Source organism: Lysinibacillus mangiferihumi (genome assembly GCF_003049665.1).
Classification (GTDB): domain Bacteria; phylum Bacillota; class Bacilli; order Bacillales_A; family Planococcaceae; genus Lysinibacillus; species Lysinibacillus mangiferihumi.
Genome location: NZ_PYWM01000018.1, coordinates 93,099 through 106,871, shown reverse-complemented (window position 1 = coordinate 106,871; position 13,773 = coordinate 93,099). Strand labels below are relative to the sequence as shown.

13 protein-coding genes, 1 pseudogene, 1 riboswitch and 1 other annotated feature are annotated in these 13,773 nt (G+C 37.1%); of the genes and pseudogenes, 3 read left to right on the top strand and 11 right to left on the bottom strand.

Annotated features, from left to right (window positions below; all coding sequences use genetic code 11):
- Positions 1 to 49: 49 nt before the first annotated feature.
- Together C9J37_RS16740 and C9J37_RS16735 are read right to left on the bottom strand one after the other, a co-directional pair.
- Positions 50 to 208: a hypothetical protein gene (locus tag C9J37_RS16740; protein ID WP_201262178.1), complete on the bottom strand. Its 159-nt coding sequence runs from the start codon at positions 206 to 208 to the stop codon at positions 50 to 52.
- 125 nt (positions 209 to 333) lie between these two features.
- Positions 334 to 552: a helix-turn-helix domain-containing protein gene (locus tag C9J37_RS16735; RefSeq protein WP_107896249.1), complete on the bottom strand. Its 219-nt coding sequence runs from the start codon at positions 550 to 552 to the stop codon at positions 334 to 336.
- Positions 553 to 772: 220 nt separating this feature from the next.
- Here C9J37_RS16735 and C9J37_RS16730 point away from each other — a divergent pair, with 220 nt between their 5' ends.
- The 3 genes from C9J37_RS16730 (at position 773) to C9J37_RS16720 (ending at position 3,352) form a co-directional block, all read left to right on the top strand.
- Positions 773 to 1,411: a helix-turn-helix domain-containing protein gene (locus tag C9J37_RS16730; protein ID WP_107896248.1), complete on the top strand. Its 639-nt coding sequence runs from the start codon at positions 773 to 775 to the stop codon at positions 1,409 to 1,411.
- A gap of 79 nt (positions 1,412 to 1,490) precedes the next feature.
- Entirely contained in the window at positions 1,491 to 1,823 is a 333-nt protein-coding gene (locus tag C9J37_RS16725; RefSeq protein ID WP_107896247.1) for a hypothetical protein, read from the top strand.
- Positions 1,824 to 1,921: 98 nt separating this feature from the next.
- Positions 1,922 to 3,352 (top strand): recombinase family protein, encoded by a 1,431-nt coding sequence (locus C9J37_RS16720; protein WP_107896246.1) that lies wholly within the window; start codon positions 1,922 to 1,924, stop codon positions 3,350 to 3,352.
- 40 nt (positions 3,353 to 3,392) lie between these two features.
- On the opposite strand, the pseudogene C9J37_RS16715 reads toward C9J37_RS16720, so the two are convergent.
- From C9J37_RS16715 to C9J37_RS16670, 9 genes and pseudogenes are all read right to left on the bottom strand, one after another.
- Positions 3,393 to 3,773: pseudogene (locus tag C9J37_RS16715) on the bottom strand (UPF0758 domain-containing protein); the annotation flags it as partial.
- Between the two features lie 32 nt (positions 3,774 to 3,805).
- Positions 3,806 to 4,399, bottom strand: a complete 594-nt coding sequence (locus C9J37_RS16710; protein WP_107896245.1) for a Maf family protein — start codon at positions 4,397 to 4,399, stop codon at positions 3,806 to 3,808.
- 98 nt (positions 4,400 to 4,497) lie between these two features.
- On the bottom strand, positions 4,498 to 5,142 hold the full coding sequence (locus tag C9J37_RS16705) for a hypothetical protein (RefSeq protein WP_024363192.1): 645 nt from the start codon (positions 5,140 to 5,142) through the stop codon (positions 4,498 to 4,500).
- 414 nt (positions 5,143 to 5,556) lie between these two features.
- Complete coding sequence (locus C9J37_RS16700) at positions 5,557 to 6,822, bottom strand: bifunctional folylpolyglutamate synthase/dihydrofolate synthase (protein ID WP_107896244.1); 1,266 nt, start codon at positions 6,820 to 6,822, stop codon at positions 5,557 to 5,559.
- Entirely contained in the window at positions 6,819 to 8,111 is a 1,293-nt protein-coding gene (locus tag C9J37_RS16695) for a bifunctional folylpolyglutamate synthase/dihydrofolate synthase (protein ID WP_107896243.1), read from the bottom strand. Before C9J37_RS16695 ends, C9J37_RS16700 begins: the two co-directional genes overlap by 4 nt.
- 141 nt (positions 8,112 to 8,252) lie before the next feature.
- Positions 8,253 to 8,654 carry a hypothetical protein gene (locus C9J37_RS16690; RefSeq protein ID WP_069508603.1) on the bottom strand — a complete coding sequence of 134 codons (402 nt, stop codon included), beginning with the start codon at positions 8,652 to 8,654 and terminating at the stop codon, positions 8,253 to 8,255.
- Between the two features lie 87 nt (positions 8,655 to 8,741).
- Positions 8,742 to 8,843, bottom strand: a riboswitch (cyclic di-GMP riboswitch).
- 124 nt (positions 8,844 to 8,967) lie between these two features.
- Positions 8,968 to 11,613, bottom strand: coding sequence for a valine--tRNA ligase (locus C9J37_RS16685; protein WP_107896242.1), 2,646 nt, complete (start codon positions 11,611 to 11,613; stop codon positions 8,968 to 8,970).
- 178 nt (positions 11,614 to 11,791) lie between these two features.
- Positions 11,792 to 12,113: a binding site (T-box leader), on the bottom strand.
- Between the two features lie 281 nt (positions 12,114 to 12,394).
- Positions 12,395 to 13,075 carry a valyl-tRNA synthetase gene (locus C9J37_RS16675; protein WP_201262177.1) on the bottom strand — a complete coding sequence of 227 codons (681 nt, stop codon included), beginning with the start codon at positions 13,073 to 13,075 and terminating at the stop codon, positions 12,395 to 12,397.
- A gap of 139 nt (positions 13,076 to 13,214) precedes the next feature.
- Positions 13,215 to 13,661: an SRPBCC family protein gene (locus C9J37_RS16670; RefSeq protein WP_069508608.1), complete on the bottom strand. Its 447-nt coding sequence runs from the start codon at positions 13,659 to 13,661 to the stop codon at positions 13,215 to 13,217.
- Positions 13,662 to 13,773: the final 112 nt, after the last annotated feature.

The following is a 13,773-nucleotide window of genomic DNA, read 5'->3' as shown; positions in this document are numbered from 1 at the left end:
ATAACAACGGTTGTGGACATGTATAGTTAATTGTTTAAGGCAGGCTATTTTAGTCTGCTTTTTTATTTGATGAGATGTGCCAGCATCTTTCTAAAAAAGTTTGCTTTGCTCTTTCTACTATCTCTAACGCTTCCAAAGCATTTGCTTCACTTTCTACTAAAGCACCAACAATTTTTGATGTAGTAGCTATTTTTTTCTGTTCCTCCACACTTCTCACTCCTTTAATCTCCATTAACGTTGCTACCGTCACATAAGCTATAAGTCCGAATAATTCATACCGTCGTTGGCTCGGTATCACAGCGCTTTAAATTCATTACTGATTGATTTTGAATTTCATGCGACTACTGCTTCTCTGCTGAACAAGTAATCCAACATACAATTTGGGAAAAACGCTTTTTTTATAGCGTAAGCTTCATCAATATCGAATTTTGATTTTCCATTCATCTTTTCTGAAATAGTCGCAGTTCGTTTTTTTAGCAACTCAGCGATATCTTTTTGTTTAATTCCGCATCTTGCCATTTCAGCTTCTAAATTCGGATAAGGCTTGTTCATTCTGTTTCACCTCACTCTTTAGAATATCTATTTAATAGAATTACGATGTGTCGTAACTCTTGAATTAAATATATACGATGTGTCGTAATGCGTCAACGATAAATACAACCAAAACTACGATAAGTCGCATTTTAATGTTTACTTTCAGTATTTTAAATGATACTATTTATACATAAGTTACGATATTCCGTAACACGATATTAGAAAGGTGGTGAGATAATTGCAAAGAGGTGAGAAATTAACCAATTTTATGAGGGAGAGAGGATTTAATGTTTCCTCTATTTCAAGACAATCTGGAGTGCCGTATACGACAGTACGATCTATGATTGAAAATAATCTAGTAAATTCTTCAATTGATAATGTAATTAAATTATGTCGTACTCTAGGTATTACCGTTGAAAATTTGTTAGAAGAAGATACAACAGAATTAAAAGAGGGTAATGATTATACTTACCGTTTTTTACCTACCGTAAAAATATCTGCCGGATTACCAATAGATGTTGAGTGTGTAGATGAAATCGAGACCATTACGATACCGGATGAACTTCTTGGTAAATACGCTGGTTGTGAAGATATTTTCTTTATGAGAGTAAACGGTGAATCAATGAACAAAACTATCCCACATGATTCATTAATAGCAGTGAAAAGTTGTTCTGTAGGAGATTTAAAAAACGGGGATATTGTTGTTTATAGTAACGGTTATGATTATTCAGTCAAGTTTTTTTATGAATCTGACGATAAATTCATATTTAGACCAAATTCTTCAGACCCAATATTTACAGACCACACTTTAGAAAAAGTTAATGAAGATTTAAGGCTACATGGTAAAGTAGTCACTTATATTGTTAATTTAGATTAATACTTAAACGTTTAAGCATTACAGAAAATAGAGCAGACTCATCCGTCTTGCTCTTTATTTATATTAAGGAGTGATAATAATGAAATTAATAGACATAACATCTGAACAATCGGAAGATACAATAGAACTTATAAAAGCTGGTCGTGATTGTACTTTAAAAATATATCTCCTTAATGATGAATACAAAGTTATACATGTATACTCTTCTCTACAAAATAGAGTAAGTGTATCTCATTTGTTATTAAATGAGGTTCCTCAAGTGATTATTAAATATTTAATTGAGGGTTTTCTTAAAACTTACGTAGAGAATGTCTATTTATTTACTCTTGGTGATAGTCCAATCGTTCATATTCATCAGCAAATACTTGATAATTATTTTTATTCAGAGGAAAACGCACATACTGATAAATAAAGTTTAATGAGAAATTTTATCTACTAAAGCAAAAAAAGTTACTTACTATGAATATTTTTGCACATTTACTACAATCAAAATCATCGGAGGTATTTTACATGACGGTAGGAATTTATATCCGTGTGTCAACTGAAGAACAGGCTAATGAAGGTTATTCTATCTCTGCTCAACGAGAACGTCTAAAAGCATTTTGTATTGCTCAAAACTGGCCAGAGCATAAATTTTATGTAGATGAAGGTATTTCAGGACGTGATACAAATCGTCCTCAATTAAAAAAACTAATGAAAGATATCAAGGATGGGCACATAAAAGTATTGCTAGTGTATCGACTGGATAGATTAACTAGATCAGTGCGTGACTTACACAAAATTCTTGATGAATTAGATAAAGGTAGTTGTATTTTTCGTTCTGCAACTGAAATATATGATACCTCTACAGCGATGGGAAGAATGTTTATTACCATAGTAGCTGCCATAGCTGAATGGGAAAGTGCTAACTTAGGGGAACGTGTAGTAATGGGACAGATAGAAAAAGCCCGTCAAGGTGAATGGGCTGCTCAACCACCTTACGGTTTTTATAAAGATGAGAATCACAAATTACAAATTGATGAAGAAAAAATTAAAGCAGTTAAAATAATGGTTCAGAAAGTCCGTGAAGGGCTTAGTTTTAGACAACTATCACTTTATATGAACTCTACTGAATACAAACCTAAACGGGGCTATAAATGGCATATACGCACATTATTAGACTTGATGCATAACCCTGCACTTTATGGAGCCATGTATTGGAAAGGTGAAATTTACGAAAACACCCATGAAGGCATAATGACCAAAGATGAATTTGATAAACTTCAAAAAATCATTACATCTCGTCAAAATTACAAGAAACGTAATGTTACAAGTCACTTTGTATATCAAACCAAAATAATATGCCCAGACTGTGGCAATCGTTGTACTTCGGAACGATACTCATGGAAACGTAAAACCGATAATGCTACAGAAGTTAGGAACACATATCGCTGCCAAGTATGTGCATTAAATCAGCCTGACAGAACGCCATTTGCAGTACGTGAAGTAAAAATAGATGATGCGCTTATCGAATATATGAACGATTTAATATTGGATCCATCATCTATTAAAGATGAAACAGAACATAGTGATACCACTGAAATCCAAAGAGAGTTGAAACAAATTGAGAACAAGCGCGAAAAATACCAACGTGCATGGGCGTCTGACTTAATTACAGATGACGAATTTAAAAACAGAATGGACGAGTCACGCTTACGCTATGAGGAATTACAAAAAGAACTAGAAGGTTTGAAAGGTACTTTACGAAGTGATGTTAATATTGAATATGTATTTAAAACTGCTGAATCGTTTGTTAAAAATTATCCTGAATTGACACAAGAAGAAAAGCGTACTTTTGTACAATCTTTAATAGAAAGTATTAGTATTGATGTCATTGAACCTACGAAAGCAAAAGGTTACAGGAACCAAGTAATAAAAATAGCAGACATCAACTTTTATTAAGCCACCGTCTGCTTAAATTTATTAGTATTTATGTTACCTTAACTACGACAAAATGTTCTTGAATTAGAGAGGTCATATCCGGCATAAGGTATGCTGCGGCATCTTGCGGAGAACGAACGGTAAACTTGTCATCATTTTGCTTTTGAGACAAGCGCCGGCCAAGCTCTATGGCAGCTAAAATTTGGATTGCCTTTACCTCCCCTATACCTTTAATGGCAATCATTTCTTCAATGGTTGCATGTTTTAAATGGTGTAAACGTTCAAATGTACTTAATACACGATTCGCAAGTGCAAGAACTGATTCTTCCTTTGTACCTGTCCTTAGTAAAATAGCTAATAGCTCCTGATTCGATAAGCTCATTGCACCTTGACGAAGTAGTCTTTCACGTGGTCGATCTGCCCTATTGACGTCACGAATCATCGTTTTTGGTAAAACATCTGTTGGCAATAGCTTCACTCCTTCGCAAATTGAATAATATGCTTCGCTATCAATTGCGCAAACAACGTTGCAAGTGGTAAGCCTACAACATTGTTATAATCTCCTTCAATTCGTTCAACTAAAAGGGTTCCAGCTGTTTGAATACCATAACCGCCCGCCTTATCATAAGGGTCTCCAGATGCTACATAAGCTTCTATAAGCTCCTGTGATAAAGTCTGGAATACAACTGCTGTTTCTTCTACAAATGTTGTTTCTATACCATTTGGTTCAATGATGGCAACTGCTGTCATCACCGCATGACGCTTGCCTGATAAACGAGATAAGTGTGAAATAGCTTCCTCCCGTGTTTTTGGCTTATGCAGTAACTCATTGTTAAAAACGACGATTGTATCTGCGCCAATAATCGTTGCTGCTGGCACTTTCTTAGCTACATCTCGTGTTTTTAGCAGTGCCACACCTGTTACATAATCCTGCATGGTTGTTGCTTTTACACTTGTCTCTTCTACATCACTTGTTACAATTTCAAACGGAAGGTCCAACATAGCAAGCAGTTCCTTTCGTCGTGGTGATGCAGAAGCAAGTACTAATTTATGATTTGTTTCAAACATGATTTCACCATTCCTCCTTCTCTCTATCATAACGGAGAATACGGTTTTTGAAAATTTTCAAAAAATCAAGATAACACTCATTTAGCTAACTATTCGACTTAGAATTTCGTTTGAAGACAAGCATTTTTGGACTTATAATGTGCAAAAATTTGAAGACGCACAATACTTAAATCACTAGAAATAGAGGTTGCTGCCTTGCCAATACTTTGCCAATCAGCAGGAAGAGTGGAATCCTTTGTTGCCTCTTTAAAATTTAATTTTGTCGTATTTTTATCAGCTAATACTTTTATCACTTCAGCAATTGTCGCCTCCTTGCAACTTTCACCACTAACACTAAACACTTTTTTAAATGTTGGTGGGTCCTTTAGAAACACTAACTCACTTTCTTCGTTCACTATACTTGTCCATACATAAAACTTGCCCTCTACTTCTACAATTGCACTTTCTTGCAATGACGGATGTTCAGAGACAAATGCACTTGCACTTGCATAATTAGAAAATACGCCCGCTTGACTTGCAAAAAACATAGTTGAGTTTGCAGTACCGCCTGTTGTCGGAATTGTTGCGGAGTCTGCCTCTGTTTCAGTTTCGTTTTTCGCTACTTCACTTTCCTTTTTTAAAGAAAATTGGGTACTAGCTTGGAGAACACCTAAAAAAACTGCAACACCAAAAAGCCCGACAATACCACCAATTAGCATTGCACGCACTACTTGTTTTCTCACTACATGACTAACTATTTTCATACCTTCATCACCTCTTCCTTCAACTATCAAAACGAACATAAAAAAAGACGACACTGTTATCAGCTGTTATTTCATATAAGTATATGTTAGAGAGTATGCTTAAATGCTAATTTAATGCATTACCATTAATAGAAATTGGTGAGGTTCCACATTATATTTTTTACCTTGTTATATAAAGTGTTTGCCTACGCCTCACTAGAGTGTGATTGTTGGCATGAACTTACATAAGTGATAAAAAAATAAAAAAGTCAACCCATTAATGAGTTGACTTTACCTTTCTAATGAAACCTATAATTTTCATGGCGATTTTGTAACATCCTGAAAGCAATTGACAAGCCGTTGCTCAAGTAACTATCCTTATCCTTCTAGCAATCCCCTATCTAAATCGCACGCAGGAGTGGAAAACAGTTGTCACTACCTATGTCCGCTTCCGTCAAGCAAGCTACCGCGCACTTCTGTTAATAAATATAAAGAGCCGGTTACGATTGTTCTACACTTCTTCTCTGATTGCTGTTGTAAAAATGGAATTGTATTTTGCAAAATTGCTTTTTGCGGGGCATGACATAATGCCAACATATCTTGTGCTGACATCGCACGCGGATTATCAAAATCAACAAAATAAAATGTCTCACTAATTTGCTCTAAGTACTGCAAAACCCCTTTTACATCCTTATCACCTAATATGCCGACAACAAAGGTTATTGACTCATTAGGAAACGCTTGGTGAACCGTTTCTACCAATTTTTCTGCACTAGCTGGATTATGCGCACCATCAAAAATAATATATGGCAACACCTCTTCAAATCGTCCTAAAATGCTTGCCATTTCAATACCATGGCGTATACTTGCCACGTTGATTGCTACATTTAGCGCAGTCGCAACTTCTAAAAATGCAGTAATGGCTAATGCCATATTATTCGCTTGATGAGGTCCTTTCATATGACGTGTAAGATTTGTGATATGTACGTCCAAATTATCATTTTTATAGTTCTCATGGTCATGCCTCCGCACAATATGGAATTGCTTGTTCAGTTCTAGAACAGGTGCTTGCTTTGCATTAGCTTCTCTCTCAATAATGTTCTTTGCTTCACAAGGTAAATCCCCGATTACAACTGGTCGATGCTGTTTAATAATCCCTGCTTTATGCTGTGCAATGCTTTCAATGGTCGGACCTAAAAATTTCGTATGCTCTAGCGCTATACTCGGAATAATCGAGACAATAGGTTGCACTACATTCGTACTATCTAGTAAGCCCCCCATACCCGCTTCGATTAATGCAATATCGACATCACAATGGACAAAATGCAAAAACGCTGCGACAGTTAAAAGTTCGAAATCCGTTAGTTTACCGCTAAGCCCCGCATCCTTCATTTGTTGAAAAACGCGATCCATCTCTAGTGCTGAAATAGGTTGTTGCATTACTTGAATTTGGTCGTGCACATTCAAAATGCATGGAGACATGAACTTGCCTACTTTTAAGCCATGTTCCTGCGCAATTGACTCTAAAAATGTTAGTGTTGAGCCTTTGCCATTCGTGCCTGCAAGGTGCACAATTTGCAATGTTCTTTCTGGATTCCCTACAAGTGCCAATGCTTCTTCAATCGCTGTAAGCCCTGGCTTAATTACATCATCACTCGTTAAAGCCCATTTTTTCTTATAGTCATCGAACTGAGGAATCATTGTGCTCCCTCCTGCATCCATTGGCGAACCTCAGCTATAAAATACAGTGAACCTGTAATAACGACAATATCTTGTTGGTCCTTATGTTGTATGACTTCACTCACTATCACTTGCCAATTTTTGTTATAATGTTTGTCTTGATGCGTTGATAACATCGCTAACTGTTCAGCTGGCATGGCATTGGGCAGTCCAATTTGTGTAAAGGATATAGAAGTTGCGACTGCATCCATTAACGCAATACTATTGGCATGGTCTTTATCAGAAAGAGCTGCATAAATAAATCGATAGCGTTGATTTGGATAGACCTTCTGTATTGTTCGAATCAATGCGGCAGTTCCTTCTGAGTTATGAGCACCATCTAATACAATATTATTAGGGAACTGTTCAAAGCGACCTGCCCACTGTGCATGTTGTAGCGCTTGGCGCATTGACTCTTCGGATAAATGAATAAGCCCTTTTTCACGTAATAAATCCATCGTTGTGATAGCCAGACTCGCATTAGCGATTTGATGCGCTCCTGCCATTTTTAATTGAATGTCTGTGAGGTCAAGATGCGCATTGTGATAATGAAATGATTGCATGCCCATCTCCTGCTCCTGTGCAATCACCTTAAAATCATGCCCTAGAACAAGACACCTAGCATGACGTTCTTGTGCAACCTTTTGAATCGTAGCAAGTGCTTCTTTATTTTTAACACCAACCACTACGGGTACACCTTCTTTAATAATACCTGCCTTCTCAAAAGCAATCTTCGCATATGTATCGCCTAAAAAGGCCGTATGCTCTAAAGAAATCGTTGTAATAATGGATACAAGTGGTGTTATGACATTCGTCGCATCAAGTCTTCCACCGAGCCCAGTTTCAATTAACGCAAAATCCACTTCTTCATGTGCGAAATATTGGAACATAATAAGTGTGACGACCTCAAAAAAACTTGGATAGTCCCCATTATAATTTGCCTCAATGATTGAAGCTAAGTTATTCATATACTGTAAAAATTGCTCGTCCGGAATTTCTTTTCCATTGATGGTCATACGTTCATTGACACGTGTTAAATGTGGTGAAGTAAAAGCACCAATCCGATAGCCTGCATTCTCTAGCATTTCTCTCAGTACATTTACGGTGGACCCCTTGCCATTGGAACCTGCTAAATGGATAGCGCGCAACTTGTTATGCGGGTCCCCTAAACGCGCCAATACTTCACGCATCATGACTAAAGGTTCACGTTTATGATCAACCGCCTTTAATGTAAAAATAAAATCTGTACATGCTTTTATCGTAGTAAACAAAAGAAACACTCCCTTTCATTACAGTATAAAGGGTGTCTGGCACACAAACAATTCTGATACAAATTTAAAAACACACAGAAAACCACTGTAGGAGTGATCATTTGTGTGTTTTCAACTAATTTTTTTCAAATAAACAACAAATTATTGTAATTGATGGATGCCTAATAGCGCTCCCATATCATCTAAAATTATTTTTGCATCATTATTTAAAAGTGGCAAAACATCCGATCTTTGCACTAGTTCTAACGAATTTTTTAATGTTCTTTTCAACATCGAAATATCAAAATTTGAACAATACTCATTAATCTTATTTATCACTAGCAAATCTGTACGTGTTAATGAAATCTTCGTATCTTTTTGCCCCTTATTATCCGCTAGAATATGCTTAATAAGAACCCGTCCACTTGCATTTAATAGTCGATAATATTTTGCCTCCGACAACTTTAAAAGATTTGCTTCTATAATGCCCCTAGCGCTCACAAAATCTAAATCATCACAAGCTTTGTTTACTTTCACTACAATTGTTCCAATATTTCCTGACATAATAAACCTCCGTTATTCTTGCATTCAAAGTAAAAGACCATTCTACTCGACATAGAATGGCCATAAAATTAAATAAAAATTTCATTTAATGGTAACCAGGCGATCATAGTTTGAAAAATACTCATTTCTCTTCACCTTAGACCCTAGGCTTTGCGTCCTACCCTTTCGGATAGTTTGCCTTTATCTATTATACTAACTAAAATAGATGATACTATATATTTTTTCCTAACTCAATACATAACTTTTGATGCATAAAAAGAAAAACAGCAAATGACTATTTCGCCATCTGCTGTTTCTTCAAATCACTATGCTATTACATGTTTTTTAATTCTTCTAAACGTTTTAATACCACTGCATGTTTCTCTTCATAATCCGCTAATTTTTCGCGTTCTGCATTTACTAATGCTTCTGGAGCCTTTGAAACAAATTTTTCATTGGAAAGCTTACCAGTGACAAGCTTCACTTCTTTCGCCCACTTTTCTAGTTCTTTTTCTAGACGAGCGATTTCTTCTTCTAGATTGATAAGACCTACAAGCGGTAAGAATAGCTCTGCTCCCGTTACTACTGCCGTCATTGATTGACTCGGAGCCTCTAAGCCTTCACCAATTGTTAACGGCTCAGGATTACAGAATTTTTCTAAATAGGCTTTATTCGCTTCAAGAGTAGCAACTGTTGCACTATCTTTAGCAGAAATGAACAATGGTACTTTTTTGCTCATAGGTGTGTTAACTTCCGCACGAATATTACGCACCGAACGTATAATATCCATAAGGAGCTTCATATTGTCTGCTTCTTCAGCAAAGTGAAGATCCGTACGCACAGTAGGCCATGCTGCCACTGTAATTGACTCACCTTCATGAGGTAAATGTTGCCAAATTTCTTCTGTGATGAATGGCATAAACGGATGTAATAGACGCATTGTTTGGTCTAATACGTAAGCTAATATAGATCGAGTTGTTTTCTTAGCAGCCTCATCTTCACCATTCAGCGGTAGTTTCGCCATTTCAATATACCAAGAACAGAAATCATCCCAAATGAAATTATATAGTTCACGACCTACTTCACCAAACTCATAACGTTCTGCTAATGAAGTCACACGTTCAATTGTTTCATTCAAGCGCGTTAAAATCCATTTATCGGCTACTGATTTTTCACCAGTTAAGTCGATTTCATCATATGTCATTCCATCCATGTTCATAAGTGCGAAACGGGAAGCATTCCAAATTTTATTAGCAAAGTTCCAAACAGACTCTACTTTTTCCGTTGTATATCGTAAATCTTGACCTGGAGATGAACCTGTTGCTAAGAAATAACGCAGTGAATCCGCTCCGTAATTCTCAATAACATCCATTGGGTCCACACCATTACCAAGTGATTTACTCATCTTGCGTCCTTCGCCATCACGTACCAATCCGTGGATTAATACATCTTTGAATGGGCGTTGTCCAGTAAATTCAATACCTTGGAAAATCATTCGAGATACCCAGAAGAAAATAATATCGTATCCTGTTACAAGCGTACTTGTTGGATAGTAACGTTGATATTCTTCATTTGCCTCATCAGGCCAACCCATTGTAGAAAATGGCCATAGTGCTGATGAGAACCATGTATCTAACACATCTTCATCCTGTGTCCAATTTTCTGCGTCTGCAGGCGCTTCTTTACCTACGTAAATTTCACCTGTTTCATTGTGATACCATGCAGGAATTTGGTGTCCCCACCATAATTGGCGTGAGATACACCAGTCACGGATATTTTCCATCCAACGAGAATATGTGTTTTCAAAACGTGATGGAACGAATTGAACTTTACCTTCCTCGTCTTTTTGCAGTTCTAAAGAGGCATCTGCAAGTGGTTGCATTTTAACGAACCATTGTGCTGAAAGATAAGGTTCTACAACTGCACCAGAACGTTCAGAATGTCCTACAGAGTGCATATGCTCTTCAATGTTGATTAGGACACCTGCTTCTTGTAAATCGGCAACAATTTGCTTACGGCATTCAAAACGATCCATACCATTGTATTTACCCGCAAGTTCATTCATTGTGCCATCTTCGTTCATTACCAAAATACGTTCTAAGTTATGACGGTTACCAACTTCAAAGTCGTTCGGGTCATGAGCTGGTGTCATTTTTACTACACCTGTACCGAATTCCATATCAACGTAATCATCTGCTACGATAGGAATTTCTCGGCCCACGATTGGTAAAATAACCGTTTTACCGATTAAATGTTGGTAACGCTCATCTTTCGGGTGAACTGCTACGCCAGAGTCCCCAAGCATTGTTTCAGGACGTGTCGTTGCAACTTCCACATAGCCAGAACCATCTGCTAATGGGTACTTCATATGGTAGAATGCACCTTGTACATCCTGATAGATAACTTCAATATCCGATAAGGCTGTTTTTGCTGCTGGGTCCCAGTTAATGATACGCTCCCCACGATAAATTAAGCCTTTTTCATATAATTGCACAAAAACCGTTTTAACGGCATCCGATAAACCTTTATCGAGTGTGAAACGTTCACGAGAGTAGTCTAATGCAAGGCCAAGCTTCGCCCATTGCGCGCGAATATGCCCAGCGTACTCCTCTTTCCATTCCCAAGTTTTTTCTAGGAATTTTTCACGTCCCAAATCATAACGTGTAATATTATCTTCACGTAGTTTTGCTTCTACTTTTGCTTGTGTGGCAATACCTGCATGGTCCATTCCTGGTAACCAAAGTGCATCATAACCTTGCATACGCTTCATACGAATTAAAATATCTTGTAAAGTTGTATCCCATGCATGACCAAGATGCAATTTCCCTGTTACGTTCGGTGGTGGAATGACGATTGAATAGGGTTCCTTCCCGCTTTCAGGTTGTGCTTCGAAAAATTTACCTTGTAGCCACCATTCATAGCGACCCGTTTCAATAGACTGCGGATCGTATTTCGTCGGCATTGAAATGTTTTCTGTCATATTGACTCCTCCTGTTGTGAAATAATTTTTGACATTTATGCGCTTAGGCAAGCTTCATAATTACTCGTCTTGATTTACCAGTGTATTCACACCAATACATCAGTGACAAATGCCTTTAGATTATTCGCTAATAAAATGGATACATCTTTTTAGCAAATAAAAAAACTCCTATCGTCAACAAAAGGACGAAGGAGTTTAAGTTCGCGGTACCACCTTTAATTCCAGCAGAGTAAGATAAGCACTCTCGCACATCACTATTTCTCATATTAGTGCACTTTAAATGCCCTTATACATTAGAAGTAAGGATTCATGCTGGATGTCTTAAGCTTATTACAGCTGGCTCTCAATTCGTTAACGGTGTTTAACCGGCTTTAACTACTATTAGTTCACTAAAGCTGCTCGAGGGCTACGTTCGATTACGCACAAATAGAAACTTTTCAGCTACCGTTTCCTCTCTATAAATGCACAAATAATTTACTCTTCCCTGTCATAGCATCCATATTCAGCTTTCCACATTGTACCGCAAATTCATCTATTTTTTCAAGTGATTTAGTTAATTTCAGCTAGTCTTAAAAAGTAAATAGAAAAGGAAGTGACTATTCATATGCGACGACGTAAGTATAACCCTTGGCTTTTACCACCTTGGCTACGACAATTCCGATTTTATTGTAGAACAATTATTGTACCGATTTGTGGTTTTCAGTTTATCCGTGTTATCATCATCCCAACTTCTGGCGATCTTATCATCTTATTACTTTTACTACTTCTATGCTATTTACTTTTAAAAGATATCATTTGATACACGAACTTTGAGCGGAGTATAGTCTTCTGTTAAATCCCAAATCATTGTTTCTACTTCATTCCAGGAACTTGATTCACGCACAGCAGAGTGACTGGAAGATTCTCTAAGCACAATTTTTTGTTCCGCCGGTACCGATTGTTTAGCTTTTGCTGATGCTTCTACAGGTGTCGGTTTCATTACTTGGACAGTTTGCTCAATAAACGTAGACTCCTCTATTGGAAGTTGCGCCTTGGCTACAACAACCTGTTCCTCGACAGCATCAATTTTTTCTGCTTCGGGCATTGGTAATGCTTCACTACGAAATGTACTCGTCACTGTCCATTCAAGTTGACACATTTGATTGGACAGTATTGGTCGAATGTCTTTCACCATTAAGTCCTCAATCGCTGCCTCTTTTGGTAAATCAACATTTAATGGGACTGCATATTCAAAATAGCCAGTATCTCCTTGAATATCGAGTGCATCAATACTGATTAAATCTTCGGCATCCATGAATGTTTGCATGTCTTGAAAATCAAAGCGTACATGCGCTGTGATATGATAAATACCATTTAATCTTAACGAGTCTTCTAATTGCATCGATTGCCATTGTGGCTTTATCTGCACAGCCGCAATTTCTGTTGGGCAACCATATCCCGGAAAACAAAATGTTTCACGCATATTCCAAGTTTTCTGTTCGATAATAATCCCTCCCTTAGCATCATATGAATTGCAATCGAAATGTATGCTAGACAACGATGGTTACAAGATTTTTACCATAAAAAAGCATGCCTGAATAAAATCAGGCATGCTTTTACGCTTATACGTTTACCATTTTAATTTTATTTGCTACGCGATCTGTCAACATTTGTGTAGCTTTTGGAACGATTGGCTTGAAGATTGGATTTAATACAGGACCAGCTAAGCCTCCTGCTGTAACTTCTAAAAAGCCTGTCATTTTTGTATTGTTTGCATCAATGCTTTCAGCTAAGAAATAGCCGTTTCCTGTGAAATTATCTGATAGACCTTTTAATTCAAAAGTTACCTTTGAAGGTGCTGTCCACTCTAAAATTGTAATCTCTACTTCTACCGTTTTTTTCAGTACACCAACATTACCTTTAAATGTCCACGTAGAGTGTTTATCATCTATCATCGTATGTGCATTATAACCTGGGACAAGCTTTGCCCATTTTTCCATGTCACTAACGAATTCCCAAACATGTTCAATTGCTACGGGTACTTCTACTGTATGTGTGCCTGTTGCCATTTTAAAACCACTACTTTCTTTTCTGAATAGCTCTATTATAAACTAAAACGCCCACTATTTGGCTATGCTGAAAGTTTTAATTTTGACAAAAAAAAGCCACCCCAATGGATGG